Origin of the sequence: Xanthomonas sp. AM6, from assembly GCF_025665335.1 — a bacterium.
GTDB lineage: Bacteria > Pseudomonadota > Gammaproteobacteria > Xanthomonadales > Xanthomonadaceae > Xanthomonas_A.
On sequence record NZ_CP106869.1, the window covers coordinates 3,526,573 to 3,553,314 of the forward strand.

General features: G+C 68.8%; 23 protein-coding genes and 1 pseudogene. 14 read left to right on the plus strand and 10 right to left on the minus strand.

The annotated features are described in order from the left end of the window. Positions 1-55 precede the first annotated feature (55 nt). Entirely contained in the window at positions 56-406 is a 351-nt protein-coding gene (locus tag OCJ37_RS14950) for a nucleotide pyrophosphohydrolase (RefSeq protein ID WP_263110510.1), read from the plus strand. A 362-nt stretch (positions 407-768) separates the two neighbouring features. Here OCJ37_RS14950 and OCJ37_RS14955 read toward each other — a convergent pair. The 3 genes and pseudogenes from OCJ37_RS14955 to OCJ37_RS14965 form a co-directional block, all read right to left on the minus strand. Further along, a pseudogene (locus OCJ37_RS14955) lies at positions 769-1,257 on the minus strand (DUF6496 domain-containing protein); the annotation flags it as partial. A gap of 542 nt (positions 1,258-1,799) precedes the next feature. Beyond that, positions 1,800-3,233 (minus strand): DUF763 domain-containing protein, encoded by a 1,434-nt coding sequence (locus OCJ37_RS14960; protein WP_263110511.1) that lies wholly within the window; start codon positions 3,231-3,233, stop codon positions 1,800-1,802. A 451-nt stretch (positions 3,234-3,684) separates the two neighbouring features. Continuing rightward, on the minus strand, positions 3,685-4,281 hold the full coding sequence (locus tag OCJ37_RS14965; RefSeq protein WP_263110512.1) for a TetR/AcrR family transcriptional regulator: 597 nt from the start codon (positions 4,279-4,281) through the stop codon (positions 3,685-3,687). A 171-nt stretch (positions 4,282-4,452) separates the two neighbouring features. Here OCJ37_RS14965 and OCJ37_RS14970 point away from each other — a divergent pair, with 171 nt between their 5' ends. The 5 genes from OCJ37_RS14970 to OCJ37_RS14990 all read left to right on the plus strand — a co-directional run bounded on the left by OCJ37_RS14970 (position 4,453) and on the right by OCJ37_RS14990 (position 9,665). Next, complete coding sequence (locus OCJ37_RS14970) at positions 4,453-5,466, plus strand: NAD(P)-dependent alcohol dehydrogenase (protein ID WP_263113701.1); 1,014 nt, start codon at positions 4,453-4,455, stop codon at positions 5,464-5,466. 162 nt (positions 5,467-5,628) lie between these two features. After that, positions 5,629-5,910, plus strand: a complete 282-nt coding sequence (locus OCJ37_RS14975) for a hypothetical protein (RefSeq protein WP_263110513.1) — start codon at positions 5,629-5,631, stop codon at positions 5,908-5,910. A 41-nt stretch (positions 5,911-5,951) separates the two neighbouring features. Further along, the gene (locus OCJ37_RS14980; RefSeq protein ID WP_263110514.1) at positions 5,952-6,311 is read left to right on the plus strand and encodes a TonB family protein; all 360 of its coding nucleotides are present in this window, start codon (positions 5,952-5,954) and stop codon (positions 6,309-6,311) included. A 211-nt stretch (positions 6,312-6,522) separates the two neighbouring features. Next, positions 6,523-7,122 (plus strand): hypothetical protein, encoded by a 600-nt coding sequence (locus OCJ37_RS14985; protein WP_263110516.1) that lies wholly within the window; start codon positions 6,523-6,525, stop codon positions 7,120-7,122. Positions 7,123-7,379: 257 nt separating this feature from the next. After that, positions 7,380-9,665: a glycoside hydrolase family 3 N-terminal domain-containing protein gene (locus OCJ37_RS14990; protein ID WP_263110517.1), complete on the plus strand. Its 2,286-nt coding sequence runs from the start codon at positions 7,380-7,382 to the stop codon at positions 9,663-9,665. Between the two features lie 629 nt (positions 9,666-10,294). Here the strand turns inward: OCJ37_RS14990 and OCJ37_RS14995 are convergent. From OCJ37_RS14995 to OCJ37_RS15005, 3 genes are all read right to left on the minus strand, one after another. Beyond that, a complete protein-coding gene (locus OCJ37_RS14995) occupies positions 10,295-12,811 on the minus strand; it encodes an excinuclease ABC subunit UvrA (RefSeq protein ID WP_263110519.1) in 2,517 nt (838 codons plus the stop codon). A gap of 626 nt (positions 12,812-13,437) precedes the next feature. Beyond that, the gene (locus tag OCJ37_RS15000) at positions 13,438-13,743 is read right to left on the minus strand and encodes a UBP-type zinc finger domain-containing protein (RefSeq protein WP_263110521.1); all 306 of its coding nucleotides are present in this window, start codon (positions 13,741-13,743) and stop codon (positions 13,438-13,440) included. Further along, complete coding sequence (locus tag OCJ37_RS15005; RefSeq protein WP_263110522.1) at positions 13,740-15,446, minus strand: FAD-dependent oxidoreductase; 1,707 nt, start codon at positions 15,444-15,446, stop codon at positions 13,740-13,742. The genes OCJ37_RS15000 and OCJ37_RS15005 overlap by 4 nt, the downstream gene beginning before the upstream one ends. Positions 15,447-15,939: 493 nt before the next feature. Between OCJ37_RS15005 and OCJ37_RS15010 the strand changes: the two genes are divergently transcribed. After that, positions 15,940-16,470, plus strand: a complete 531-nt coding sequence (locus OCJ37_RS15010) for a DUF1993 domain-containing protein (protein ID WP_263110523.1) — start codon at positions 15,940-15,942, stop codon at positions 16,468-16,470. 411 nt (positions 16,471-16,881) lie between these two features. Here the strand turns inward: OCJ37_RS15010 and OCJ37_RS15015 are convergent, their stop codons facing one another. After that, positions 16,882-17,532 (minus strand): HD domain-containing protein, encoded by a 651-nt coding sequence (locus OCJ37_RS15015; RefSeq protein WP_263110524.1) that lies wholly within the window; start codon positions 17,530-17,532, stop codon positions 16,882-16,884. A 65-nt stretch (positions 17,533-17,597) separates the two neighbouring features. After that, entirely contained in the window at positions 17,598-18,182 is a 585-nt protein-coding gene (locus tag OCJ37_RS15020; protein WP_263110526.1) for an alpha-ketoglutarate-dependent dioxygenase AlkB, read from the minus strand. Positions 18,183-18,386: 204 nt separating this feature from the next. Between OCJ37_RS15020 and OCJ37_RS15025 the strand changes: the two genes are divergently transcribed. Next, positions 18,387-18,665, plus strand: coding sequence for a hypothetical protein (locus OCJ37_RS15025; RefSeq protein ID WP_263110528.1), 279 nt, complete (start codon positions 18,387-18,389; stop codon positions 18,663-18,665). A 286-nt stretch (positions 18,666-18,951) separates the two neighbouring features. Here OCJ37_RS15025 and OCJ37_RS15030 read toward each other — a convergent pair whose 3' ends face one another. Then, positions 18,952-19,464 carry a hypothetical protein gene (locus OCJ37_RS15030; protein ID WP_263110529.1) on the minus strand — a complete coding sequence of 171 codons (513 nt, stop codon included), beginning with the start codon at positions 19,462-19,464 and terminating at the stop codon, positions 18,952-18,954. A 68-nt stretch (positions 19,465-19,532) separates the two neighbouring features. Between OCJ37_RS15030 and OCJ37_RS15035 the strand changes: the two genes are divergently transcribed. From OCJ37_RS15035 to OCJ37_RS15050, 4 genes are all read left to right on the plus strand, one after another. Further along, on the plus strand, positions 19,533-20,636 hold the full coding sequence (locus OCJ37_RS15035; protein ID WP_263110530.1) for a sensor histidine kinase: 1,104 nt from the start codon (positions 19,533-19,535) through the stop codon (positions 20,634-20,636). Beyond that, positions 20,633-21,400, plus strand: a complete 768-nt coding sequence (locus OCJ37_RS15040) for a LytR/AlgR family response regulator transcription factor (protein ID WP_263110531.1) — start codon at positions 20,633-20,635, stop codon at positions 21,398-21,400. Before OCJ37_RS15035 ends, OCJ37_RS15040 begins: the two co-directional genes overlap by 4 nt. Before the next feature lie 254 nt (positions 21,401-21,654). Next, the gene (locus OCJ37_RS15045; RefSeq protein WP_263110532.1) at positions 21,655-22,014 is read left to right on the plus strand and encodes a hypothetical protein; all 360 of its coding nucleotides are present in this window, start codon (positions 21,655-21,657) and stop codon (positions 22,012-22,014) included. A gap of 27 nt (positions 22,015-22,041) precedes the next feature. Then, the gene (locus OCJ37_RS15050; protein WP_263110533.1) at positions 22,042-23,040 is read left to right on the plus strand and encodes an XVIPCD domain-containing protein; all 999 of its coding nucleotides are present in this window, start codon (positions 22,042-22,044) and stop codon (positions 23,038-23,040) included. Positions 23,041-23,245: 205 nt separating this feature from the next. On the opposite strand, the gene OCJ37_RS15055 is transcribed toward OCJ37_RS15050, so the two are convergent. Then, positions 23,246-24,115, minus strand: coding sequence for a LysR family transcriptional regulator (locus OCJ37_RS15055; RefSeq protein ID WP_263110535.1), 870 nt, complete (start codon positions 24,113-24,115; stop codon positions 23,246-23,248). Between the two features lie 359 nt (positions 24,116-24,474). On the opposite strand from OCJ37_RS15055, the gene OCJ37_RS15060 reads away from it, so the two are divergent. Further along, entirely contained in the window at positions 24,475-25,824 is a 1,350-nt protein-coding gene (locus tag OCJ37_RS15060; protein WP_263110536.1) for an MFS transporter, read from the plus strand. A gap of 46 nt (positions 25,825-25,870) precedes the next feature. Beyond that, positions 25,871-26,635 (plus strand): SDR family oxidoreductase, encoded by a 765-nt coding sequence (locus OCJ37_RS15065; RefSeq protein WP_263110538.1) that lies wholly within the window; start codon positions 25,871-25,873, stop codon positions 26,633-26,635. Positions 26,636-26,742: the final 107 nt, after the last annotated feature.

A 26,742-nucleotide genomic window follows, 5' to 3' on the forward strand; every position in this document is an offset into this window, starting at 1 on the left:
GGGTTGCTGCCGGCGCCTTGGATTAGCATAGGAAGCCCCGCCCGCGACCCTCGCCATGCCCGACAGCCTCCACGACCTCCAAGCCGCCCAGCGCGCGTTCGCCGACGAGCGCGACTGGGGCCAGTTCCATACCCCGCGCAACCTGGCCGCGGCGCTATCGGTGGAGGCGTCGGAACTGCTGGAACATTTCCAGTGGCTCACCGACGAGCAGAGCCGGCACTTGCCGGACGACAAGAAGGCCCAGGTCGGCAGCGAAGTGGCCGACGTGCTGCTGTACCTGCTCCAGCTCTGCGACAAGCTGGGCATCGACCCGATCGAGGCCGCGCGGCAGAAGATGCAGGTGAATGCGAAGAAGTATCCGGTGGAGCGCGCCAAGGGGCGCATCACCAAATACACCGAGCTCTGAGCCTCCGCCCGCGCGCCGGATCGCGATCGGCTGCCGGATCGCGATGCGCGGCCGGCGACCGGCGCTGCGGCCGCCGGCCTGCGCGGTCCGCAGGCTCAGCGCCCGGCCTTCCTGGTCGCACGCTTGGTGCCGGCCGATTTCCTGGCCGTGCTCTTCTTCGCGGCGGACTTCCTGGAAGCCGTCTTCTTCGTAGTCGTCTTGCGGGCAGGGGCCTTCTTCGTTGCCGTCTTCCTGGTCGCCGTCTTCTTGGCGGCGGTCTTCTTCGATGCTGTCTTCTTGGTAGCGGCTTTCTTGGTGGCAGTCTTCTTCGCCGCCGTCTTCCTGCCCGAAGCCGTCTTCGCAGTCTTCTTCGCCGCGCCGCCGCGGGTCGCTGCCGCCTTCTTGGCCGCGGCCTTGCGCACGGTCGCTCCCTTGGTCTGCGCCGCCTTCTTCGCCGCAGCCGAGCGGCTGGACGCGGTGCGCTTGCTGGCCGCCTTCTTGGCCTGCGACGACAGCGCCTTCTTGCCCACCGTCTGCGTGGCGGTCTTGCCCTTGCTCGCGGTCTTGAGCGCCTTCTTGGCGCCACGCGAACGCGTCGGCGACGGCTTGTTCTTGCTGGCGCCCTTGCTCTGTTCCTTGGCCACCTTCTTCTTGGTCGCCTTGGACGCGGTCTTCGACGCGCCGGTCTTGACCCCGGCGCGGCGCGCCTTGGACAGGCCGATGGCGATCGCCTGCTTGGTCGATTTCACCTCGGTCTTGCCCTCGCGTACCCGGTCGATCTCCTCGCGGACGAATTCGCCGGCCTGGGTGCTGCCGGACTTGCCCTCGCGCTTGTCGCGCTTGGCGCGGGCGGTGGTGGATTGCGTTGGCATGGCGTTCTCCTGCAGTCGGCCACAAGCGGCCGTCGCAGCAGGTGTAGCAATCGGAAAGTAAACAATCGGCATACGCCATGCGAAGCCGATGTACAGCGCGCGCTTTGCCGGGCCGCGCTGGACCCGACGGCAGACGTCGCCGACAACTGACCACCGCCATCGTGGGAGGGCCGTGGCGCACACAACACTGGCGCCGACACCGCCGCGTGCGTGCGCCGAAGAGCACACCGCAATGCACCGGAAGGGCGAGGCGCATGCACAATCGAAAGTGCGGCGCCCAGCCTGGATGCGGCTCATCCTGTGGTTCGCGCTGTTCGCGATGCGGATCCGCACCATCGCGGCGGTGACGCGGACGCACCATGGCGCCAGCGATACCGCCGACGGCGTACAACAACGGCGCCGACCAACGTGGGGATGCCCTCTGGCGGAACGGCAATGCGCCCAGGCGTTCGCCCGCCCGGATGCGGTCGCCACCTGCACGGCGGCGCCACGCCGCCGTGCCTGGCTGCCAGCTGCCGTGATCGCATCCGCCGCCGGTGCTACTACCCGCGCACGCGCCGCGGCACGCCGGCATCGACATCGGCATCGGCGGCCTCGTCCGCCGGGGCCGGCTCCCAACCGAACACGCTGCGCCCGCCATAGCGATGCGATTGGCGCCGTTCTTCGGCGATCAACGCCTCCACCGACGGCCCGCGCGCCTGCGGCTCGAGCAGGCGCGCCTGCGCGTCCAGCCGGCGGATCGCTTCCAGTTTTTCCTCGCGGCCCAGCTTGGCCTGCGTCACCGCGGTCTTCAGCACGTCGATGGTGTGGTCGTAGACGCGGGTCGGCACCGGAAACGGATGCCGGTCCTTGCCGCCGTGCGCCATCGAGAACCGCGCCGGATCGGTGAAGCGGCACGGCGTGCCGTGCAGCACCTCCGCCACCAGCGCCAGCGCGCGCACGGTACGCGCGCCGACGCCCGGCACCTGCAGCAGTTCGGTGAAATCCTGCGGCCCGCATTCGGCCGCCGCGGCCAGGTTGGCGTGCAGGCGCCGGGTCACGATGTCGCTGCCGCGCACCTCGTGGTGGTCCGGCAGCGACAGGTGCGGCAACCCGGTCGGCATGCGCGCCGGCGCCGCGTCGGGCGTGGCGGCGAACAGGTCGCCGCTCGGCGCGAACAGCGCATCGGCGGCCGAAGGATGCGCGCGCGGTGCAGCGGCGGCCTTTGTCGCTTGCGACGTGCGTGCGCCCGTGGCACGCGGTGCGGACGCCGACACGTTCGCCGAGGACGCCTGCACCGCAGCGTACTCCCGCGCGATCCGGTCCGGCCCCAGCGCCTGCAGCAGATCCACCTGCGCCAGCCGCGACGCCGCCGCGCGATGGTCGGCGAGGTTGACGATGCGGCCCTGCCCCGGCCCGTCGATCGCCGCATGCGGCGCATCGACGAAGCTGGTCAACCCTTCGGACAGCCAGTGATAGCGCCGCGCCTGCTTGCTGGCCCCGTTCATGCCCTGCTGCACCACCACCCACTGCCCGTCGTCGCTGACGATGAAACCGTGCAGGTACAGATCGAAACCGTCCTGCACCGCGGCGCTGTCCACCTTCGCCACCAGCCGGCTGGCGCGCGCCAGGCCCGCGCCGTCCAGCCCGGTGCGTTCGCCCACCGCGCACAACTCGTCCGGCGTGGCGCGCGAATGCCGCCCGCGCCCGCCGCAGACGTGGATGCCCAGCTCGCCGGACAGCGGCGTCAGCCCGCGCTTGAGCGCACCCAGCACGCTGGTGGTGATGCCGGAGGAATGCCAGTCCATGCCCATCACCGCACCGAAGGACTGGAACCAGAACGGATGCGCCAGGCGCCGCAGCAGTTCGTCGCGGCCATAGCTGTGCACGATGGCCTGGCACATCACCGCCCCGAGCCGGGTCATGCGCTCGCCCAGCCACTGCGGCACGCGGCCGCCATGCAGGGGCAGATCGGCGCTGCCGGAACGTCGGCTCATGCGTGGAACTCCGGAGAAAAACGGATCGCCAGCGTAGCCAGCCCGCGTCTCATCGCGCGACTCGGCGGCCCTGGCGAGGCTGAGCGATTCAGCGAGGAAGTCGCGCGCTCCCCACCACCATCCAGTCGGGCCGAAGCTCCTCCCATAGCGCACCAGCCGGCTCGCCACAGCCCCTTTGTGGGAGCGGCTTCAGTCGCGACGAGCGAAGCGGTGAATCACTCGGCTTCGAACAGCACCGGGGCTGATTCCCTCCCACAGCGCACCCGGCCAGTTCGCCGCGGCTCTTGCAGGAGCGGCTTCAGCCGCGACGCGCGAAGTAGTGCACTCGACGGCTTCGGCCAGGGTCCGGGGTCGAAGATCCCTTGGCTGGAACAAAAATCCACAGCACAGATCGATGATTCCGGCACTCCACCGGCCCAGCCGCTGCCGCGCTCCTCAACCATCGCCGCGCTCAGCCGCCGCCGCGCTTCCGCTTCGCCGCCGCCACGACCATCGGCTTGTCCGCTCCTTCGCTCTCTCCCGCACCCACCGTCGCCAGCGTCATCGCGATCAAGCCGCCGATCAAACGCCGCAGGTCGGCCTCGTTGTCGGCCGACGCCTTCAGGCTGGTGGTGGCCAGGCGCAGGATGTAGGCCAGGTCCGCCGCCGACAGCGCCGCCTGCGCGCGCACCTCCGGCTGCAGCGTCGCCTTCAGCTGCGCCTCCAGTTGCGCATACACCTCGGCCTGCGCCTGCGGCGCATAGTCGCCGCAGTTGGCCAGCAGCTCGATGCCGTTCTCCGAGCCGATCACCGACGCCGTCGGCTCCAGCACCCAGATGTCGAACAGATGCCGCAGCCGCGTCGCCAGGTCCTGCCCGGGGCGCAGCCGCACGCCGGACTCGGCCAGGCAGCGGTCGCGCTGGCGCCGCACCATCGCCGAGAAGATCGCCTCCTTGTTCGGGAACGAGGCGTACAACGACGGCCGCGACATCTGCGCCGCCTCGGCGATGTCGCCGACGCCGACCTTGCGGTAGCCGTGGCGCAGGAACAGCTGGAAGGCCGCATCCATGATGCGCTCCTCCTTGCTCGGCAACGCCGGGACACCGGCTGGCGATTTTACACTTGACATAATTTGTAAAGTTGTCAATCTTACATTTCCAGCCAAATTGTAAAGCACCGGAGCCTCATGAACGCCATCGCTTCGCCGGCAAAGCCCCGCCCGACCCGCGCCTACGCCGCCATGGAAAAGAATGGCGCCCTGGTGCCCTGGCACTTCGAGCGCCGCGCGGTGCGCGACCACGACGTGGCAGTGAAGGTGCTGTACGCCGGCGTCTGCCATTCCGACCTGCATTCGGTGAACCACTGGGGTACCGAATTTCCGCTGGTGCCCGGCCACGAGATCGTCGGCGAAGTGGTGGAAACGGGCGCGGCGGTGTCCGGATTCGCGATCGGCCAGCGGGTGATGATCGGCACCATCGTCGATTCCTGCCGCGTCTGCGAACCGTGCCGCGCGCAGATGGAGGTGTACTGCCGCGAATTTCCGACCACTACCTTCGACGGCATCGACCGCGTCGACGGCAGCCGCACCCGCGGCGGCTATGCCGAGTACTACGTGGCCGACGCCCACTTCGTGTATCCGCTGCCCGACGGCCTGGACCCGGCCGCGGCCGCGCCGCTGCTGTGCGCCGGCGTCACCACTTATTCGCCGCTGCGGCACTGGCAGGTCGGCCCCGGCAGCACCGTGGGCGTGGTCGGCATCGGCGGGCTGGGCCATCTGGGCGTGAAGTTCGCGCGCGCGCTGGGCGCGCACGTGGTGGCCTTCACCACCTCGGCGAAGAAGGCCGCCGAAGCGCAGCGCCTGGGCGCGCACGAAGTGGTGCTGTCCACCGATGCCGAGCAGATGCGGGCGCAGGCCTACCGCTTCGACTTCATCCTCGACACCGTCTCGCAGACCTATCCGCTGGATCCGATGCTGCAGGCGCTGAAACTCGACGGCACGCTGTGCTCGCTGGGCCTGCCGGACACGCTGGAGTTCGCGCCGATGACGCTGGCGATGGGCCGGCGCCGCATCGCCAGCTCCGGCTCCGGCGGCACCGCCGACACCCACGAGATGCTGGCGTTCTGCCAGAAACACGGCATCGTCGCCGACGTGGAAGTGATCGCCATGGAGCAGATCAACGACGCCTTCGCGCGCCTGGCCAAGGGCGACGTGCACTACCGCTTCGTGATCGACATGGCGCGCTCGGCGCTGTAGCCGGGGCCGGCCCGCACGCCCCCGGGGGCGAGGACAGCTTGACTGGCCCAGACGCGCGGGCAATGCTCAGTGGAAGCCGGCTGTCACCATGCCCCTGCCGGCCTGTAGCCGTGGCCCTGATGGCCGCACGACCGTCCTGGACAATGCAAAGGGAGAGCAACCATGTCCGTCGGCAAACACGTAACACCCGCTGCCTTGTTGTTCTGCGTCAGCAGCCTGTTCGTGGTCCTTGGCGTGCTTGCCAATCCGCTTTACTTCGGGGCGGCATTCGCGTGCCTCGCGGCCAGCGCGGCCATGCGCGGCGACGCGCGCCAGCGCGGCATGTTCGCCGCGCTGGCAATCGTCTTCCTGCTCGTCGTCCTCGGTTACGGCATGGGCAAGGACCTGGCGCAGCGCGACAATCTGCGCGACGCGCAAGCCGCCGCCAGCATCGGCCAACAGTAGATCCGCGACCGCGGCAAGCCAACGGAAGCCAACCGACGTCGATGCAAACGCCGCTGATAGCGCTGGTGCTGGCATTGGCTGGCACACCGCAGCAACAACCTGCCCCCGCGCGTGCAACGCCGCCGGAACCCTTGTCCGCCACGCCACTGCGGATTCCCGCCGACTTTTGCTTCGGCGCGTCCGCCACGGACAAAAGCTGCACTGCCGCGGTGTCATTCGAGGTCCTCGACAGCGGCGCCGTCGGCAAACTCAAGGTCATCCGCTCGTCCAGAGACCGTATCTGCGATCGAGCCGTGATGGAAACCGTCCGCAGTCGCCGCTATCCATCCGGAAAGCCGTTCGCTGTCGTCCATGAAACGCTGCGCAGCCCGAGTTGCAAGGCGGACGGGCTGAAGCGCTGAGTTCACCGCACACGGGCGCACGCACAGCCGTCGGCAGACGGTGCGGCTTGGCACGGTTCGACCCGATAGTGGACTGTATGGCGACAACCAGGTCGCCCAGCGTGCGACTGCCTGCTGCTGTTTGCGCGTGGGTGGCATTGCGCAGCGGCGCGCGACATTTGCATGCGTCGCACGTACAGTGCCGAGCACATTGATTGCCGCAAGGACGCCGATGCACTACGCCGCGCTTCGCACGCTGCTGGAACCCTGGGGCGAGCTACGCCCGCAACCGGCCTCCGATTGGCAGGGTGCGATCCCGTTGCCGGCGGCGCTCGCCGAGTTCTATGCGCAGGTGGGGCCGTGGGGCGAGACCCACCATGCGCAGGTGGGTCCGACCGGCGTGTCGCTCGACATCGGCGGCAATCCGGTCGACATCCCGCCGCTGCACAAGCTGTGGCAGCGCCAGGCCGGCTATCGCTGGAATGCGGTCAGCGGCGAGCGGATTGCGGACTGGTGCGAGCAATGGCTGGTGGTCGCGGACCAGGGCGCGGACCCTTTCATCCTGGACACCGCCAGCGGCGAAGTCCTCTTCGCGTTCCACGGCGCCGGCACGTGGCAGCCCAAATTGCTGGCCGCTACGCTGGAAACCGCATTCGGCGGCCTGGCGACCATGGCCAATGCCATGGCCGAGCTGGGGGATGACGCGTTCGACGACACCGGCGAACTGCTCGCAACGGCGCGCGCCGCGGTCGCGGCGTCCCTGGCCTCGTATCTGGGCAGTGCCACCCAGGCCGCGCAGTTCCTGGACGTCCTGGAGTGGTATCAGGCCTGAGTTCGAAAGGTCTCGTCGGATCGGCTTCGCCCATCGCCGGGGCTGTGCCGATCCCGGCATGGCTCACCTGCCGGCGTCGCCCAGGCTGTTCGCTAGGAAAGGCGCGCTGCGCGCGCTCACGGGGTTACGCCCAGCCTTCCCGCCAGCCCTGGCAGCAGCGGGGACATCCCTCATGCATGCAGAACATCGTGCACCGCATCACAGCTTTTGCCGGTCGATCCGTTAGCGTTTGCGCCTGGACCGACGGGGGCTCACACATGGGGATACGCACCACGCGGCGCGGGCTGTTGCTCGGCGCCGGTTCGTTCGCATTGCTGTCGCAGGTGCCGGTGGGCTTCGCGCTGCCGCGCGGCGCGGCGGCGAAGACGCCGGCCTTCATCGATGCGCTGATCGCGCGCATGACGGTGGAGGAGAAGGCCGGCCAGCTGACCCTGTCCGGCTCGGCGCAGCAGACCGATGCCGCGGCGGCCGCCAATCCGGTCAACGTGCGCCCCACCGCCGAGGGCCAACTGGCCGCCGCGCGCGCCGGGCGCCTGACCGGCATCTTCAACGGCTCCAACGTGCGCTGGCACCAGCAGCTGCAACAGGCGGCGTTGCAGAGCCGGCTGCAGATCCCGCTGCTGTTCGCCGCCGACGTGATCCACGGCTTCACCACCGTGTTTCCGGTGCCGCTGGCCGAAGCGGCCAGCTTCGAGCCGGAACTGGCGCAGCGCACCGCCCGCGCGGCGGCGCTGGAAGCAAGCGCAGTGGGCATCGACTGGACCTTCGCGCCAATGGTGGACATCGCCCGCGACGCGCGCTGGGGCCGCGGCGTGGAAGGCAGCGGCGAGGACGTGCTGCTCGGCCGCCGCTTCGCGCAGGCGCGGGTGCGCGGCTTCCAGGGCGAGGGCATCGGCCATGCCGATGCGATGGCCGCCTGCCCCAAGCATTTCGCCGCCTACGGCGCGGCCGAGGCCGGGCTGGACTACAACACCGTCGACATCTCCGAGCGGACCCTGCGCGAGGTGTACTTCCCGCCGTTCCAGGCCGCGTTCGACGCCGGCGCGGTGACCACGATGGCCGCGTTCAACGAGATCGCCGGCATCCCGGCCACCGCCAACCCGTGGCTGCTGCGCGAGGTGCTGCGGGGCGAATGGGGCTATCGCGGGCTGGTGGTGTCCGACTACACCGGCGACCAGGAGCTGATCGCGCACGGCGTCGCCCGCGATGCGCGCGACGCGGCGCGGCTGGCGTTCCTGGCCGGCGTGGACATCAGCATGCAGAGCGGGCTGTACCTGCAGCACCTGCCGGGCCTGGTCGCCGACGGCGCGGTGACGATGGCGCAACTGGACGCCTCGGTACGCCGCGTGCTGCGGTTCAAGGCCGACCTGGGCCTGTTCGACGACCCGTTCCTGCGCATCGTGCCCGAACGCGCGCAGGCGCGGCAGCGGCGCCCGCAGACGCTGACGCTGGCGCGCGAGGCGGCGCGCAAGTCGGTGGTGCTGCTGAAGAACGAGGGCGAACTGCTGCCGCTCAAACGCCAGGGCCAGCGCATCGCGCTGATCGGGCCGATGGCCGCCAACTGGGTGGACAGCGCCGGCCCGTGGACGCTGTTCGGCGGCGACGACAGCGGCAACGACCTGGCCACCGCGCTGCGCGCGCAACTGGCCGATCCGCACGCATTGCAGGTGGTGGAAGGCTGCGCGTTCGAACACAGCCTGCCCGGCGGCGTGCAGGCCGCGGTCGCCGCCGCGGCCAGCGCCGACGTGGCGGTGCTGGCGATCGGCGAGCCGCTGCGCTATTCCGGCGAAGCGCAGTCGCGCACCGAGATCGTCATTCCGCCGGCGCAACAATCGCTGCTGGCCGCGGTGGCGGCGACCGGCACGCCGGTGGTGGTGGTGCTCAGCAACGGCCGCGCGCTGGTGCTCGACGGCGCGGTGCTGGAAGCGCCGGCGATCCTGGTGGGCTGGTTCCTGGGCTCGGCGTCCGGCGCGGCGCTGGCCGACATCCTGCTCGGCGCGCACGGTCCGTCCGGGCGCCTGCCGGTGAGTTTCCCGCACGAGGCCGGGCAAGTGCCGTACAGCTACGCGCACAAGCCCAGCGGCCGCCCCGACCCGCGTCCGGACGCGCTGCAGCCGTACAAGACCCACTACCGCACCACGCCCAATGCCGCGCTGTTCCCGTTCGGTCACGGCCTGACCTACGGGCGCATCGAGTATGGCGAACTGGCACTGAGCGAGGCGCGGCTGGCGCCCGGCGGCACGCTGCGGATCGGCGCGCGCATCCACAACCGCGGCACGCGCGACGCGGAGGAAGTGGTGCAGCTGTACGTGCGCGACCGCAGCGCCAGCGTCACCCGCCCGGTGCGCGAACTGAAGGATTTCCGCAAGGTCGCGGTGCCGGCCGGCGCCAGCGTCGGCGTGGAGTTCGTGCTGCGTCGCGAGGATCTGCTGTTCGTCGGGCAGGCGCTCAAGCCGACCGTGGAGCCCGGTGTGTTCGACCTGTGGGTGGCGCCGTCGGCCGAGGCGGCGGGTGTGTCCGCCAGCTTCGAACTGACCGGCTGAGCAGCGAAACAGTTTTCCCCGCGGGCCCGCAAGCAATGCCCCCTGTAGGAGCGGCTTCAGCCGCGACAGACCCCATCGGTAAAGCCCGTCGCGGCTGAAGCCGCTCCTACAGAGTTCAAACAGATGAGTGGAAGAACGCGCCAACCCTGCAGCGCCTGCCCCAGGAACGGCGCAGTGCGTTGCCGGCATGCACCCAACCACCGTCGGTTGTGCATGTCGGCAGCCGTCGCATCGGCGACGCGATGCGCTTGCGGGCGCCATCTGCGGCACACAAACCAGTGTGGGAGCGACTTCAGTCGCGACGGGCTCTACCGGTAACGCCCGTCGCGACTGAAGTCGCTCCCACAAGGTTCACCGCCTGCAAATAGATTAGAGAGAAGGCGCCAGCCCTGCAGCGCCTGCGCCAAGAACGGAGCAGTTCGGCTGCCGGCATGCACCCAACCACCGTCGGTTGTGCATGTCGGCAGCCGTCGCATCGGCGATGCGATGCGCTTGCGGGCACCATCCGCGGCAGACAAACCAGTGTGGGAGCGACTTCAGTCGCGACGGCCTCTACCGGTAACGCCCGTCGCGACTGAAGTCGCTCCCACAAGTTCGCCGACTGCCGCCGAATGAAAGGGAAAGGCGCGCTAGCCTTGCATCGCCTCAGCAAGAAACGGCGCAGTCCGGCTGCCGGCATGCCGTGCCACTGCCTGCGGCACGCCGGCGGCGACCACCGCGCCGCCTGCGTCGCCGGCGCCCGGCCCCATGTCGATGATCCAGTCGCTGGCCGCGGCCACGCGCATGTCGTGCTCGACTGCCACCACGCTGTTGCCCGCCTCCACCAGGCCGTGCAGCTGGCGCAGCAGCGTGTCCACGTCGGCCGGGTGTAGGCCGGTGGTCGGTTCGTCGAGCACGTACACGGTGTCGCGGCGCTGCGCGCGCTGCAGTTCGGTCGCCAGCTTGATGCGCTGTGCCTCGCCGCCGGACAGCTCGGTGGCCGGCTGGCCCAGCCGCAGATAACCGAGTCCCACCTCGCCCAGCACCTGCAGCGGGCGCGCGATCGCCGCGTCGTCGGCGAAGAAGTCCGCCGCCTGCGCCACGGTCATGCGCAGCACCTGCGCGATGTTGTGCCCGCGCAGTTCGATCTCCAGGGTCTTGGCGTTGTAGCGCGCGCCGTGGCAGGTCGGGCACGGCGCGTACACGCTGGGCATGAACAGCAGTTCCACGCACACCGCGCCCTCGCCCTCGCAGGTCTCGCAGCGGCCCTTGGCGACGTTGAACGAGAAGCGGCCGGCGTCGTACTTGCGCTTGCGCGCGGCCGGCGTCGCCGCGAAGCGCTTGCGCACGTGGTCGAACAGGCCGGTGTAGGTGGCCAGGTTGGAACGCGGCGTGCGGCCGATCGGTTTCTGGTCCACCTGCACCAGGCGTCGCACGTGCTGCAGGCCGTCGGCGATGCGCCCGTCGGTCGCGGCCTGCGTGCCGCGCTCCAGCGGATCCACGCCTTCTTCGGGATCGACATGTTCCTGGCCAAGATGCGCGCCGAGCAGTTCCACCAATGCCTGGCTCACCAGCGACGACTTGCCCGAGCCGGATACGCCGGTGACCGTGGTGAACACGCCCAGCGGGATGTCCACGTCCAGCGCGGCGACGTTGTTGCGGGTGATCCCGCGCAACTGCAGCCATGCGCTCGGCGCGCGCGGCGCGTGCGCGACCGGCGTGTGCTCGGCGAACAGGTAGCGGCGCGTGGACGAAGCGGCGACCTGCGCCAGACCGGCCGGCGGTCCGCTGTACAGCACCTGCCCGCCCTGCTCGCCCGCGCCGGGACCGACGTCGACGATCCAGTCGGCATGGCGGATCACGTCGATCTCGTGCTCGACCACGAACAGCGAATTGCCCGCGGCCTTGAGCTGGTCCAGCGCGGCCAGCAGCGCCTGCGCGTCGGCCGGATGCAGGCCGGCCGACGGCTCGTCCATCACGTAGACCACGCCGAACAGCTGCGAGCGGATCTGCGTGGCCAGGCGCAAGCGCTGCAGCTCGCCCGGCGACAGCGTCGGCGTGCTGCGTTCCAGGGTGAGATAACCCAGGCCCAGCTCCTGCAGGATCTGGATCCGCGCCAGCAGGTCCTGGGCGATGCGCTGCGCGGCGATGGCCTGCTCGGGATGGCGCTTGGCGTCGCGGGTGCGGCCTGCCGCGGCGGGTCGCAGCAGTTCGGCCACCTGCGTGAGCGGACGCTGCGACAGCGCGCCGATGTCCAGCCCGGCGAAGGTCACCGACAAGGCCTCGCGGCGCAGGCGCTTGCCGTCGCAGGTCGGGCATGGCGTGCTCAACAGGTATTGCGACACGCGCTTCTTGATCAGCGCGCTCTGGGTGCTGGCGAAGGTGTGCAGCACGTAGCGGCGCGCGCTGCTGAAGGTGCCCATGTAGGCCGGCTCCTGCTTGCGCCGCAGCGCGCGCTGGGTCTCGGCGAGGGTGAAACCGGGATACACCGGCACCGTCGGCTGCTCGTCGGTGAACAGGATCCAGTCGCGGGTCTTCTTCGGCAGCTTGGCCCACGGCACGTCGACGTCGTGGCCGAGCGTGGTGAGGATGTCACGCAGGTTCTGCCCGTGCCAGGCCGGCGGCCATGCGGCGATGGCGCGCTCGCGGATGCTCAGCGAGCGGTCCGGCACCATCGACGCTTCGGTGGCGTCGTAGATGCGGCCCAGGCCGTGGCAGGTCGGGCAGGCACCGGCCGGCGTGTTCGGCGAGAAGCCGTCTGCGTAGATGATGTCCTGCCCCGGCGGATAGTCGCCGGCGCGCGAATACAGCATGCGCAGCGAATTGGAGATGGTGGTGACGCTGCCCACCGACGAGCGCGTGCTCGGCGCGCCGCGATGCTGCTGCAGCGCCACCGCCGGCGGCAGGCCCTCGATTGAATCCACGTCCGGCACCCCGGCCTGGTCGATCAGGCGCCGCGCGTACGGCGAGATCGAATCCAGGTAACGGCGCTGCGCCTCGGCGAACAGCGTGCCGAACGCCAGCGAGGACTTGCCCGAGCCGGACACGCCGGTGAACACCACCAGCGCATCGCGCGGCAGCTCCACGTCCACGTCCTTGAGATTGTGCTCGCGGGCGCCACGGACGCGGACGAACCCGGAGGCACTGGAAACGGCTGATTTTGGCATTGGCTGGAAGGACGCCTGCGAGAGTTCGTGCAAGCTTAGCGGGTCGGCCGGAAGCGCCGTGTACAGGCCGGCGGGGTGGAGGTGAAGTCGCATTCCGCATCGCGTCCGCTTGCCGATCGATATGGGCTTCTGGAGGAGGCGCTTCAGCCCCGGCACTGTTCACGGCCGTCGAGCCCGTTGCTTCGCCTGTCGCGGCTGAAGCCGCTCCTACAGGGGGCTTGCAGCGAGCGGGCCGGGTGCACTGCAGGAGGGGCTTCAGCCCCGACGGCGTCCGGAGCCATCAGGTCCACTGCTTCGCCTGTCGCGGCTGAAGCCGCTTCTACAGGGGGCCTGCAGTGAGCTGGCTGGGTGCACTGTAGGAGGGGCTTCAGCCCCGACGGCGTCCGAAGCCATCAGGTCCACCGCTTCACCTGTCGCGGCTGAAGCCGCTCCTACAGGGGGCTTGCAGCGAGCGGGCCGGGTGCACTGCAGGAGGGGCTTCAGCCCCGACGGCGTCCGGAGCCATCAGGTTCACCGCTTCGCCTGTCGCGGCTGAAGCCGCTTCTACAGGGGGCTTGCAGTGAGCCGGCTGGGTGCACTGTGGGAGGGACTTCAGTCCCGACGCGGCCGCAGCCGTTGGCCCAGCGCTACACGTAACGCGGAATCGGCCCCAGTTGCGGCGTCTGGTCCGGCAGTTCCACTTCGGTCTCGTCCACGTAGCACCAGCCCCAGCCCTCGGGCGGGTCGTAGCCTTCGATGATCGGATGCGCGGTCTGGTGGAAATGCTTGGTGGCGTGGCGGTTGGGCGAATCGTCGCAGCAGCCGACGTGGCCGCAGCTGCGGCACAGGCGCAGGTGCACCCAGGGGCTGCCGATCTTCAGGCACTCTTCGCAGCCGCGCGCACTCGGGGTGACCTCGGCGATCGTTGAAAGATGGGAACAACGCGCGGTCATCGGCTGCCTCTCTCGGTAGCGGCGGGCGCACTGCGCCGCGCCAGGAATTGATGGATCTGCGCGACCACCGCCGCGCCTTCGCCGACCGCCGCGGCCACGCGCTTGACCGAGCCGGCGCGCACGTCGCCGATCGCGAACACACCCGGCCGGTCGGTCTCCAGCGGCAATGCCGGCACCTGGCCGAGCGCCGGCTCGGCGCCGGTGACGACGAAGCCGGCGTGGTCCAGCTGCACGCAGCCGTCGACCCAGCCGCTGTTGGGATCGGCGCCGACGAACAGGAACAGGTGGTGCAGGTCGCAGCGATGGGTGGCGCCGGTGGCGCGGTCGCGGAACTCCGCGCTGGCCAGGCGCTGCGACGCGTCGGCCTGCAGCGACACCACCTCGGTGCCGGTATGCAACTCGACGTTCGGCAGCGCGGCGATGCGCTCGATCAGGTAGCGCGACATCGACGCCTCCAGCCCGGCGCCGCGCACGATCAGGTGCAGGCGCTTGACCTTCGGCGCCAGGAACACCACCGCCTGCCCCGCGGAATTGCCGCCGCCGACCAGCGCCACCTCCTCGCCTTCGCACAACCGCGCCTCCACCGGCGAGGCCCAGTACGACACGCCGTTGCCCTCGAACGCGGCCAGGTTGGCGATGTCCGGGCGCCGGTAGCGCGCGCCCGAGGCGATCACCACCGTGCGCGCCTGCACGCGCAGGCCATCGCGCATCTGCAACTGCAGCGGCGCCGCGCTGCACTCCTCGGCGGTGGGCGCATCGCAATGCAGTTGCGTCACTTCCAGCGGCAACGCCAGCTCGGCGCCGAACTTCAGCGCCTGGTTGTAGGCGCGTCCGGCCAGGGCCTGGCCGGAGATGCCGGTGGGGAAGCCGAGATAGTTCTCGATCCGCGCCGACGCGCCGGCCTGGCCGCCGATCGCGCGCTGGTCCAGCACCAGCACCGACAGCCCTTCGGAGGCGGCGTACACCGCGGTCGCCAGGCCGGCCGGGCCGGCGCCGACGATGGCCACGTCGTAGCGCTTGTGCGGATCCAGCTCCGGGATCATGCCCAGGCAATGCGCGGCCTCGGTGTCGCTGGGACGGCGCAGCACCTCGCCGCTGGGGCAGACCATCAACGGCAGTTCGTCGTGATGGATGCCCAGGCGCTCGACCAGCGCGCGGCCCTCGTCGTCGTTGGCCGCGTCCAGGAAGGTGTTGGGATAGCCGTTGCGGGTCAAGAAGCCCTGCAGCCGGGTCAGCCGCGCCTCGCCCGGCTCGCCGATCAGCACCGAGCCGGCGGTATCGCCCTCGATCAGCCCGACCCGGCGCAGGATCAGCGCGCGCATCACGATCTCGCCGACGTCGGCCGAACTGATCATCAGCGAGCGCAGGTGCGCCGCATCGAACGGCACCGCGACGCAGCCCTCGGCGCCGGCGCGCCCGCCGGCCAGCGAGGCGCGGCCGGCCAACTGGCTGACCTCGCCGGTGAACTGGCCCGGGGTGTGCTCGGTGACCGGCTTCTCATGGCCCAGCCCGTCGCGGCGCACCACCACGATCGTGCCCTGCAGCACCAGCCACACCGGCGCCGGATGGTCGCCGACGGCGAAGACTTCCTCGTCCGGCGCGAACGTGCGCGGCGCGCCGCTGGCGAAGCGGCGCGCGGTCTCCACCTGCGCCGGCTCGAGCACCGGGAACATCTGATGGCGACGGGTATCGGCCAGGCTCATCGGCATCCTTGTGGGTAGCGGCAACAACGCGCACAGCATGCGATGCGGCGGCGCTGCGGGCAATCACCCATTCTGGGAGGGCGTACCCGTGGCAGCGGCGCATTCGACGTTCACGGCCGGCACAACGGGCTCGGCTCGCACAGTCGATCAACGGCGCGCTTCGCGCCGTACCCTCGCCCCACCCCTGTCCCGGTGGGAGAGGGGCTAAAGCGCGCCGCGACTTTTCCTTCTCCCATGAGGGCCATGGCTCCTCTCGGAGAACGGCGGCCCGCTGGGCCGGATGAGAGGGCAGACGGAACTCCGCATCGGCGGACGATGGCCCTCCGCCACCGTGCAGCGGCGCCGTCGTGCTGCCAGTACGCGCGCGTATGGCACGCAACGCACTCAGCCGCGGCGATGGTCGCCCTTGTGTTCGATCCGCGACGCCCCATCCATTTCGTGCTTCGCCGCCGCCGGCCTCCGCCCGGCCCATTCGTTCTCAAGGAAACCGCTCATGTCCGTCTCGATGTACCGCCTTTCCGTCCCGGTGTTCCTGCGCGGCCTGAACGTGTTGCAGCACTACGTCGCACTGGCCGAACGCCACGCGCAGGACACCGGCCAGGATCCGCAGGCGCTGGTCGACGCGCGCCTGGCGCCGGACATGTTCGGCTTCGCCGGGCAGATCCAGCGCGCCTCGGACACTGCGAAGAACACCATCGGCCGCCTCAGCGACATCGTGCCGCCGAAGATGGCGGACGACGAAACCACCCTGGCGCAGCTGCGCGCGCGCATCGCCGCCACCCAGCGCTTCCTGGAAAGCGTGGACGCCGCCACCCTCGACGGCGCGCAGGATCGCGCGGTATCGCTGAGCGCCGGCAAGTTGAAGGCCGACTTCAACGGCAGCGACTACCTGCTGACCTTCGCCCTGCCGAACTTCTTCTTCCACGTCGCCACCGCCCACGCGATCCTGCGGCAGCAGGGCGTGGCGGTAGGCAAGCTCGACTACCTGGGATCGTTCAATACGGTGGAAGCGGACGCCGCTTGAAGCCCCTCCCCGGAAGAGGGGCTGGGGTGAGGCTCCGACGCGAAGCGCCTCGCTGCGTCTGAGCACACGAGGCTTCGCCCGAACCCTCATCCGGCCCTGCGGGCCACCTTCTCCCGATGGGAGAAGGAAACAGCCGCGGTGCATGGTCCCCTCTCCCTCGGGAGAGGGTTGGGGTGAAGGTACGACGCGAAGCGTCTCGACCCTCCAGTCGGGGCTGAACCCCCTCGCACAACGCACCGGTTGGCTTCCAAAACCCCACTGTGGGAGCGACTTCAGTCGCGACGCGCGAAACCATGCAACAGGGGTGCACGATGCACCGCCCTACCAGCAGCCAGCCCTACGCACACCATCCCCGAAAGGGGGCCACGGTGCCGATGGAAGAAGGGTGTCGCCCGTCGCAGCAACCTGGCACTACGCCAACGACGGTGCCGCGCGCGCATCCGTACCATCCACCGCAAACGCCTGGCCCGCCAACGCATGCATCCGCGCCACCGCCACCGCGAACGGGCGCAACACCGCCACGCCACGCTCGGCGAACACCGCATGCAGCGCGGCGTAGTACCACAAAGTACCCTCGCGGCCCGCAGTAAAACGTTCGAACACCTCCGCACCGACCTGCGGGCCCTCCAGGTCGGCGACGATGCTGCGCGCGTTGTACAGCTTGTCGCAGGCCGAGACCAGCAGCACCGACGCCGGCGCCTCGCGCAGATGCGCCAGATACGCCTGCTTGCGGATGCGCCAGTCGCGGCGCCTGGCCGGCACGTCCTCGTGTCCGGCCTTGCGCTCGGCGCTGGCGTCGGTGCAGCCCATCACGATCGCAGCGACTTGGTCGCCGAACTGTGCGCGGATCACCGCCTCGTGGCCGGCGCCGCAGTCCTCGATCACGTCGTGCAGCAACGCGGCGATCGCCTGGTCCTCGTCGCCGCCGGCTTCCAGCACCAAGGTCGACACGCCCAGCACGTGGCTGAAGTACGGTACCGTGCCGCCCTTGCGGAACTGGCCGGCGTGGGCGATGCGCGCGTAGTCCACGGCACGTGCATAGAGTTCGGTGAGAGCGGTCATGCGGCCTTCCTGACGGAACAGGACCGCATTATCGCGGAATCCGCCAGCCGCCGCGCCATCGCGGTTCAGTCCGGCAACGGCCGCACCCGGAACACCACGCTCATCCGCGGCGCCACCGGCCGGGCGGTCTTGGGGATGCCGTGCTCGTGGGTGAGCTGCGACGCGTAGCTCATCGCCAGCAGGCTGCCCGGCGCCAGCTCCACGCCGATGCTGCGGCGATCCCCTTCCTTGGCGCGGATGTTCATGCGCCGCGGCGCGCCCAGCGATACCAGCGCGATCGGGTGCGGCGCCACCAGCGTATGCAGCTTGTCGTTGTGCATCGCCACGCTGTCGCGGCCGTCGCGGTACAGGTTCAGGCCCACCGCGGTGTACGGCGCCGGCACCCGCGCCTGCACCGCCGCATGCAGTTCGCGCAGCGGCAGGTCCTCGGGCAGCGACTGCAGCCGATACGACGCCAGCAGCCGCGGCACGTCCACCACCCGCTCGTACATCGGCCGGCGCAGGCTCTGCCAGTGCGCGCCGTCGCGCAGCGCCTCGAACCACGCCTGCGCCAGCTCCGGATCGAGCAGCCGCGGCCAATAGCGGATGCCGCCCTGCGCATCGTGCAGCAGGCATTGCGGGGCGTCGTCGGGATGGGCGAACAGATCCATGGGCAGAAGATGGGGGCGCGGCGGAAGAAGCGCCATCCCAGCATCTGAACGGATCAGCGGCTGCGACGCGGCGCCACGCCGACGACGCGAAATGCAGGAATTCTTACCTTTCGCCCGCACCGCGTTAACGTCCGGCTTGGGAGCATGCACAATGTCACGACCCCACAGCACAGGCGATACGCACGCATGACAGCAGCGCGCAGGATGACGGAAAGCACGACCACGGCAGGCACGGCCACCGCGTACGGCGCCCATGACGCGACCAACGGTGCCACCCAGGCGCGTATCGCCGCACCGCCCACACGCGGTACGCCGAGCGCTCACGGCAATGTCTTCCAGCCACCCTTGTCCGCTGGCGGCGCGGACAGCGCGAGGCGCCAGCGCGCGCAGCGCAAGCAGCTGGCGACCCAGGCCGCCGCGGTCGGCACCATTGCCGCCTTGGTCACGGTTGCGTTCTTCGCCTGGCGGCGCGCGCGTCGCTAGCCTACGTCGGTGGCGGCACCCTGCCGCATTGCTGCGGCGGCATCATGAGCGCGAGCACGCGTCGCAGCGGTTCGCGATGCGGGAGACGGCAGCCCATCTGGCGATGCGCCGCGGCCCCGCCGGCGCTCAGCCCCAGCACCATGCACGCAGCCACGCCATAGCACCCACGCCGTAGAACCTAAGCTCGAGCCCGCCCAGCGCGTGCTGATAGCCCTCTCCCACCGAGAGAGGAATTGGGGTGAGGGTACGGCCCAAGCGCAGCGGCGTGCGGCACGGCGTTGCTCGGCTAGCGCGTCATCGACACCGTGAAGCGCAGGGACGGATCCATTTCCCTGCGCGGCAGCGGCCGGATCCGCACCAGCCCGTAGCGGCACACGTCCAGATCCTGGTAGACCAGGGTGCGACCGTCCTCGAACGCGAAGCGCACGTCGTAGCGGCAGCCCGCGCCCTGGACGCCGACGGTCGCCGAGTCGCCGCCGCCGCGCAGCGGGTCCAAGGCCACGTCGCGGAATACCGCGCTGCCGGTGTCGGCCACCGCCACCGCCGTCACGCTGTCGTGCGCGCGATTGACCACGGTGAGATAGTGCTTGCGGCCTGCGTCCTGTGCCTGGGCGGTGGCCGCGGCGGCGAGCAGCGCGCTGGCGAGGCAGGCGGTACGGAATGGGTGCATGGCGACGATCTCCGGCAGGAAGGGATACCGCACGCTGCGCAGGCGGTGCGCATATCTGGCGCGCCCCCCCGGCCCCGCGCCCAGCGATCCGGGACGAATCGTCGTGCCGGCGTGACCAATCGTCGCCATCGGCCACCGCGCTTCTCAGCGCGTGCAACCACGCTTAGGATCGGCGCATCCCGTCCGAGCATCGCCCGATGAAGATCCGCCTGGGTTCCACGGAAATCGGCCTGATCCGATACCTGACCCTGTGGACGGCCGTGGTCGTGGTCTTCGCCATGCAGGGCTACGTGTACGACGTGTTCAACAGCGGCGACCACCGCTGGGCGATCAGCGACTACCTGCGCTGGTCGATGATCCAGTGGTACACCTGGGCCGCGCTGGCCCCGCTCGTGTTCCAGCTGGGCGAACGCTTCCCGATCGTCACGCCGTTGCGGCTGCGCTCGCTGGGGCGGCAACTGCTCGCCAGCGGCGGCGTCACCGCGCTGGCGATGCTCATCGGCGCCATCGTCTCGCCCGGTTCGTTTTCCGAGCAGCTCGGGCAGTTCATCGGCAAGCACTTCGCCATCGGCCTGCTCACCTACTGGAGCCTGCTCGCGATCCAGCAGGCGCTGCACTACCGCAGCGAGAGCGACCGCCGCGAACTGGAAGCCGGCCGCCTGGCCACCGAGCTGGCGCAATCGCGGCTGCAGGCGCTCAAGACCCAGCTGCAACCGCATTTCCTGTTCAACACCCTGCACGCCATCGTGACCCTGCTCGAAGAGGACACCGCCTCGGCCGAGGACATGCTGCTGCGCCTGAGCGAACTGCTGCGCGCATTGCTGGAAGAATTCGACGGCCAGGAAATCACCCTGCGCCACGAACTGAAGCTGCTCGACCTGTACCTGGGCATCCAGCGCAAGCGCTTCGGCGACCGCCTGACCACGCGCATGTACATCGATCCGGCCACCCTGGACTGCGCGGTGCCGAGCCTGCTGCTGCAACCGATCGTGGAGAACGCCATCCAGCACGGCATCGGCCGCCACGCCGGCGCCGACCAAGTGGAGATCGAGAGCCGCCACGAGGACGGCCAGCTGCGCATCGAAGTCCGCAACCGCAACAGCACCCTGGACAACCGCAGCGGCGCCGCCGGCCACGGCATCGGCCTGTCGAACACGCGGCTGCGGCTGCAGGAACTGTATGGCGACGCCGCCGAGGTCCGCCTGGACATGCTCTGGCCGCAGGGCGTGGTGTGCCGCATCCGCATGCCCTCGCGCGAGCTGGAGGATACCGACGGCGCGCCGGAGCACCAGCCTGCATGACGATCACCGCGCTGGTCATCGACGACGAACCGATCGCCCGCCACGCCGTCGTGCGGCTGCTGCGCGAAGATGCCGACATCGCCCTGCTCGGCGAATGCGGCGACGGCGCCGCCGCGGTGGCGGCGATCCGCGAACACTCACCGGACCTGGTGTTCCTGGACATCCAGATGCCGGAAATGACCGGCATGGACGTGGTCGCGCGGATCGGCGCCGAGCGCATGCCCGCCACCGTGTTCGTCACCGCCTACGAGCAATACGCGGTGCGCGCCTTCGAAGCCAACGCGCTGGACTACCTGGTCAAGCCGTTTAGCCGCGACCGCTTCGCCGCGACACTGCAACGCGCCAAGACGCGGCTGGGCGGCACCGGCAGCAACCCCGCGCAGCTCCTGCAGGCGCTGGAAGCGCTGCGCCAGCGCGACGCCTACCTGCAGCGCATCGCCGTGCGCGTGGACGAACACGTGGTGTTCGTCGCCGTCGACGACATCGTCTGGATCAAGGCCAACCGCAACACCGTGCAGCTCCACCTGCCCGGCGCCGTGCACGAACTGCGCGAGACCATGGCCGCCCTCGGCGCGCGCCTGGACCCGCGCCACTTCGCCCGCGTGCACCGCTCGGCGATCATCAACGTGCGCCGGGTCAAGGCCATCCACCCCTGGTTCAACGGCCACCACGTGGTGACCATGGACAACGGCCAGCAATTGCGCATGAGCCGGTACCAGCACGAGGTGTTCCTGCGGTTGGTGACCAACGGCGGCGGGGAATGAGGCGGGCGCGGCGGCCGTAAGCGCAGGACCACGGCCTGGCTCCGCGCCAGGCGCTCGCCGCACACCCTCCGGCACCGGCTCGCGGCGGCCCAGGCGCCGAATCGACAGGCGCAGCCGGCGCAATTACAGTGGGCACATCGCCTCGCCGCAGCACCGCAGTGCGACACGCCGGGCCACACAAGGAGAAGCACATGAAGCCGTGGCTCGTCGCCGCCCAGATCGCCGGCCTCTTGTTCGTCGCAGGAGCATGCAGCATGTCCGCCGCCGCGAAGAAGACCCCGATGGCCTCCGATGTCCTGGTCGTGCCCGCCGACCTGCCGACCCAGCGTCTGTTCGACTGCGCCGAGACCAGCATCAGCAAGTTGTCCGAGACCAGCAGTTCCTGGCCCAAGGTCACGCGCAAGGACGACGCCAAGGGCGTGCTGGAATCGGGCAACTTCGAGGAAGAGAACCGCAGCGGCTTCCGCATGCGCATCGAGCGCCCGCAAGGCGCCGGCCAGGCCAGGATCACCCTCAAGGGCGCCGGTGCCTACTTCGTGGATCTCGGCGTGGAGCAGGCGATGAAGGACCTCAAGGCCTCGCTGGACAGCTGCGTCGCCACCCAACTGCATTGACCCCGATCACCAAGGAAGGAGACAGACATGCCCGATTATTCGATTGAAGCACGCTCGCTCGGCGTCGCCGGCGTCGCCGGCCACGACTACTGGGTGCTGCGCGACGAGCACGGCAAGGCCCTGGCCGAACTGCACGGCCTGGCGACCGACCGGCAGACCGGCGAAGCCATCCCGATCGGCACCGACGAGAGCAAGCACTCGCTGCGCGCCTGGCACTACCCGCACGACGCCGGCTACGCCAACGCCATCGGCGCCAAGGTCGACAGCACCAGCTACATCCAGGAAGGCCAGCCTTCGCGCACCGTCCTCACCGGCGACAAGGACCAGATCCTGGCGCGCTGGAACACGGCGGTCAGCGCCGTACCCGAACTCAATGCGCAGGACCTGAACTACCCCAACTACGGCTTCAAGGTGTTCGGCGAGACCGTCAACAGCAACTCCGCCTACCGCACCTTCGGCGAACTGATGGACGTGCCGGTCAACGACTTCCCCGGCCGCATCGAACCGGGCATCGGCAACCGCATGCTGTCGCAGGAACGCACCGAAGAGTTGCGCTACCGCGCGCAACCGGACCAGGACCGGCAGCGCGCACCCGCACCCGCCGACGTACCTGCGCGCGAGCCCCAAGACCCCGCCATGCTGCAGCAGATCCGCGGCAAGGTCGAAGGCCTGAACGGCCCCGGCCAGTTGGACCCGGCCGACAACGACCGCGTCAGCGCCAGCCTGTACGCGCTGGCCAAGCAGCACAACTTCAGCAGCGTCGACCAGATCGCCCTCAGCCAGCAGACCAGGACCGCCGCGGCCGGCGAGAACATCTTCATCGTGCAAGGCGCGTCCGGCGACCCGGCCAAGCTGCGCGCGCACATGTCCACCGCCGAAGCCGCGCAGACCCCGGTCGAGCAGTCGTTCGACAAGGCGCACGCGCAGCAGCCCAACCCGCAGGTGCAGGAGCGCGAGCAGCAGCAGGTGCAGAACCAGGTCCAGGCGCAGGAAGCGCAACAGCGGCCGATGGTGCAGGCGTTGTAGCGGTGCGGCTCGCAGCCGCCGGCCACCCTAGGCAACAGGTGGCCGCAGGTCGTCTGCCAGCCCGCATACTTATCTGATCGCAAACAGGCAACGTGTGACTCAGCGCAAGCATGGGGAGCCCAGCGCCGTCATCCTGGACGGCCGTCCCTGCCACCATCGGTCAAGTTCATAACACGCTCCAGGCATGGCCTTGGAGGCATGCAGATCATCGTGCCGCAGTCGCGGAATCGGACAGCATCGTGTCGGCGATATCCAGCATCGCCCGCAAGCGATCCATGTGTCGCAGGTCATGGTGATAGCCCACCCATATATCCCGCGTCGGAGGTTGATCCGGCGTGTCGATGCGCTGCAATCCGGAGACTGCATCGCCAAGTGGCCTTGGCAGCACCGCGATGCCCATGCCCCTCGAGCACATCTGCGCCTGGACCGAACGGTTCGTGCTTGTGAAAGCACGTCGGCAGAGCGGAAACCTCTCCAATACCCAAGCCACATCGGGGAAATGCGATTGTGCGGTATTCATGAGGATGACGCCCACGGATGCTGGATCGTCCTGCAGTACCCGGGTGGTTGCCGCCGACGCATACACCCCATATGAAATTCGCATCAGCCGGCGCTGAACGATATCCGGCTCGCTGAAAGGCACGATGCGAAAGGCCACGTCGGCCTCCCGACGTGACAGATCGAGTAGCCGATGGCTTGCAATCACTTCCGGCACGACAGCGGGATGACGGCGTGTCAACTCGACCAAGACCGGCGCCAGGACATAGCCGGCGAACCAGTCCGCTGACGAGATCCGCAGGATGCCTTCGAGGCGCTGGTCGTTGCCGGTCAGACGCCTTTCCATGGACAGCGCGGAATCCTCCATGGACTCCGCCAATGCCCGCACGGTGTCCCCGGCGTCAGTGAGCACCAGTCCATCCTTTGTCCTGCGAAAGAGCGGTTGCCTGGCTTCGTCCTCAAGCACCTTTATTCGGCGGCCCACTGTCGGATGGCTCACGCTCAGCACCCGGGCGGCCTCGCCGAAGGAGCCGCTGCGGGCGACTGCCAGGAAGATGCGAACGTCGTTCCATTCCATGCCAGGCACATCCGTACAAAAATGCACGAGCAATATACATAACTGTCAGTTTCCGAACAATACTGCAAGGATCATCATGCGGCTCGATGTCGAATGTCCTCGCGAACCGACTGCGCGCCCACACGGCCAGTCTGATTTGGAACCTCAACAGATGACTATTGAACCTCGGCACGCCGCAGGAGCACTCGAAGCCGCGTTTGCGTCACCCGAACTCTCCGCTGGAATGACGATGTCCTGCGCTTCGCTGCCATTTGCTCCGCTGCGTCTTCGCCTGACTGCGGCTTGAAGACCTACACGCCATGAATGGATTGACTCAAACCACTGGGACAGCGGCCCCCGACCCCCGTCGCTGGCTCGCCTTGGCCGTCCTGCTGACTGGCACCCTCCTGCCACCGTTGGACTTCTTCATCGTCAACGTGGCGCTACCCGCCATACGCACGGACCTGCAAGCGTCTTCCGACGTCTCGCAGTTGGTGATCTCGGTGTATGCCGCAGCCTATGCCGTCACCCTGATCCTGGGCGGTCGCCTAGGTGATCTCTATGGCCGGAAGCGCGTATTCGTCGCTGGCATGCTCGGCTTTGGCATCGCGTCGGCGTTGTGCGGACTGGCGCCGTCGCCGGGGATGCTTGTCGTCGGTCGGCTGCTGCAAGGGATATCGGCAGCGATCATGGCACCACAATCATTGGCCTCGATACACGCCATCTTTCCGGCAAGCGAGAAGAATCGCGCGCTGAGTCTGTACGGCGCCACATTCGGCTTGGCCTCCGTGGGCGGTCAGCTGCTGGGGGGCGTACTGGTTTCGAGCAGTCCGTGGGGGCTGGGGTGGCGCAGCGTCTTCTTGATCAACCTTCCCATCATCATCGTCGCCGTTCCAGCTGCAATGATGCTGCTGCGCGAGAGCCGAGCCGAACGTTCGCCTCGCTTGGACGTGCCGGGGGCGATGCTGCTGGCGGTCGGCTTGCTGGCGCTCGTGGTTCCGCTGATCGAAGGGCAGGAACACCACTGGCCATGGTGGTGCATCGCGCCGCTGGTGTTGAGCATGCCGTTGTTGTGGCTCTTCTGGCAGTATGAAAAGGCACAGGAGAGCGCCGGCAGAACTCCCCTGGTTCTGCCATCGCTTCTGGCCGTGCGTGGGTTGCGACGCAGTTTGGCGTCGACGTTTTTCTTCTATGCGCTCGCCGCGTTCTTCCTGGTGTTCGCCGTGTACGAACACGCCGGACTGGACCACGATGCGTTGACGGCCGGCTTGGCCATCCTGCCGCTCGGCATCGGGTTCTTCCTGGGCCCACTGTGCAGCCCGCACATCGCCCGGCGAATGGGCTCACGCACCGCCGGGCTTGGCATGGTGCTGGAAGTGCTCGGCCTGGTCATGGTCGCAACGCTGGCTTTCGCCGGTGCGCCGTCGTGGCTTGCGTTGCCCTTGTTTCTGATTGGCGCCGGGCAAGGCATCGCGCTTCCTGCGCTCGTGCGCTTGAACGTGGACCACGTGGAAACACGCTGGGCGGGGCTGGCGTCGGGCTTGGTCAACGCCACCTTGCAGATCAGCGCTGCAGTAAGCGTCGCCTTGTTCGGCGGCCTATTCATCGCGATCGCGCCGGATGGCGCAAGCGCTCAGGACGTGCAGCTCGGCTTTGCGGCGGCTTCATTGGCCATAGGCGCATCACTGGCACTGGCCGCCGCACTGAGTTGGAAACGCCAAGAAACATGAAAAATCAAAAAATCCTTTTGCATCGTGGATGAGAGAACGCCCCGTCATGAATACTGCCTTGAAGAACCCCTCGCCTGGTCTCGCCCATAAGCGGGCGCTTGTTACCGGTGCAGCGCGTGGCATCGGCGCGGCTATCGCGCTCAAGCTGGCCGAAGACGGCGCGGACGTCGCCATCACCTACGAGAAATCGGCCGGGAAGGCTGCGGCGCTGGCTGCCGAGATTCGCGCCCTTGGCCGCAACGCCGTCGCCATCCAAGCCGATGCGGCCAGCCCCGATGCCGCGAAGGCCGCGGTAGAGCAGACCGTGGGGGAGCTAGGGGGGCTGGACATCTTGGTCAACAACGCCGGCGTGCTGATTCCAGGCCCGTTTTCCGAGCAGTCGCTGGAAGAGATAACCCTGCAACTCGACGTCAATGTGCGCGGCGTTTTCATGATCACCCAGGCCGCATTGAAATACCTTCCCAATGGCGGTCGCATCATCACGATTGGCAGCAACGCCGGCCTATCGGTGCCATTCGCTGGCATCGCAGTCTATGCGGCTACCAAATCCGCGATGGAGAGCTTTACCCGCGGGCTTGCCCGCGAGCTGGGTCATCGCGACATCACCGTCAACCTGGTTCGTCCCGGCCCCATCGACACCGACATGAACCCAGCCGACGGCCCCCTTGCTTCCTCCATCCTGCCAAGCCTGTCGATTCCCCGCTACGGAAAGACCAGGGAGGTCGCCGAAGCCGTCGCCTTCCTGGCAGGGCCTGGCGCCGCCTATGTCACCGGTTCGGGGATTCTTGTCGATGGCGGCATAAGTGCCTAGAGCGGCAAATCCTAAACGGAAAGAAAGCATGAGCAAGATGTTGTTGTGTGCACCGGCAACACCAGCGTGAGGTTTGATCGCGACTACTACGCGAATGATCATTTCAG

Excerpts from the sequence above, each read along its gene's own strand:
- OCJ37_RS14950 (WP_263110510.1), top strand. The coding sequence starts at position 56 with ATGCCCGACAGCCTCCACGACCTCCAAGCCGCCCAGCGCGCGTTCGCC.
- OCJ37_RS14960 (WP_263110511.1), bottom strand. The coding sequence starts at position 3,233 with ATGAGCCGACGTTCCGGCAGCGCCGATCTGCCCCTGCATGGCGGCCGC.
- OCJ37_RS14965 (WP_263110512.1), bottom strand. The coding sequence starts at position 4,281 with ATGGATGCGGCCTTCCAGCTGTTCCTGCGCCACGGCTACCGCAAGGTC.
- OCJ37_RS14970 (WP_263113701.1), top strand. The coding sequence starts at position 4,453 with ATGGAAAAGAATGGCGCCCTGGTGCCCTGGCACTTCGAGCGCCGCGCG.
- OCJ37_RS14975 (WP_263110513.1), top strand. The coding sequence starts at position 5,629 with ATGTCCGTCGGCAAACACGTAACACCCGCTGCCTTGTTGTTCTGCGTC.
- OCJ37_RS14980 (WP_263110514.1), top strand. The coding sequence starts at position 5,952 with ATGCAAACGCCGCTGATAGCGCTGGTGCTGGCATTGGCTGGCACACCG.
- OCJ37_RS14985 (WP_263110516.1), top strand. The coding sequence starts at position 6,523 with ATGCACTACGCCGCGCTTCGCACGCTGCTGGAACCCTGGGGCGAGCTA.
- OCJ37_RS14990 (WP_263110517.1), top strand. The coding sequence starts at position 7,380 with ATGGGGATACGCACCACGCGGCGCGGGCTGTTGCTCGGCGCCGGTTCG.
- OCJ37_RS14995 (WP_263110519.1), bottom strand. The coding sequence starts at position 12,811 with ATGCCAAAATCAGCCGTTTCCAGTGCCTCCGGGTTCGTCCGCGTCCGT.
- OCJ37_RS15000 (WP_263110521.1), bottom strand. The coding sequence starts at position 13,743 with ATGACCGCGCGTTGTTCCCATCTTTCAACGATCGCCGAGGTCACCCCG.
- OCJ37_RS15005 (WP_263110522.1), bottom strand. The coding sequence starts at position 15,446 with ATGAGCCTGGCCGATACCCGTCGCCATCAGATGTTCCCGGTGCTCGAG.
- OCJ37_RS15010 (WP_263110523.1), top strand. The coding sequence starts at position 15,940 with ATGTCCGTCTCGATGTACCGCCTTTCCGTCCCGGTGTTCCTGCGCGGC.
- OCJ37_RS15015 (WP_263110524.1), bottom strand. The coding sequence starts at position 17,532 with ATGACCGCTCTCACCGAACTCTATGCACGTGCCGTGGACTACGCGCGC.
- OCJ37_RS15020 (WP_263110526.1), bottom strand. The coding sequence starts at position 18,182 with ATGGATCTGTTCGCCCATCCCGACGACGCCCCGCAATGCCTGCTGCAC.
- OCJ37_RS15025 (WP_263110528.1), top strand. The coding sequence starts at position 18,387 with ATGACGGAAAGCACGACCACGGCAGGCACGGCCACCGCGTACGGCGCC.
- OCJ37_RS15030 (WP_263110529.1), bottom strand. The coding sequence starts at position 19,464 with ATGGCGACGATTGGTCACGCCGGCACGACGATTCGTCCCGGATCGCTG.
- OCJ37_RS15035 (WP_263110530.1), top strand. The coding sequence starts at position 19,533 with ATGAAGATCCGCCTGGGTTCCACGGAAATCGGCCTGATCCGATACCTG.
- OCJ37_RS15040 (WP_263110531.1), top strand. The coding sequence starts at position 20,633 with ATGACGATCACCGCGCTGGTCATCGACGACGAACCGATCGCCCGCCAC.
- OCJ37_RS15045 (WP_263110532.1), top strand. The coding sequence starts at position 21,655 with ATGTCCGCCGCCGCGAAGAAGACCCCGATGGCCTCCGATGTCCTGGTC.
- OCJ37_RS15050 (WP_263110533.1), top strand. The coding sequence starts at position 22,042 with ATGCCCGATTATTCGATTGAAGCACGCTCGCTCGGCGTCGCCGGCGTC.
- OCJ37_RS15055 (WP_263110535.1), bottom strand. The coding sequence starts at position 24,115 with ATGGAATGGAACGACGTTCGCATCTTCCTGGCAGTCGCCCGCAGCGGC.
- OCJ37_RS15065 (WP_263110538.1), top strand. The coding sequence starts at position 25,871 with ATGAATACTGCCTTGAAGAACCCCTCGCCTGGTCTCGCCCATAAGCGG.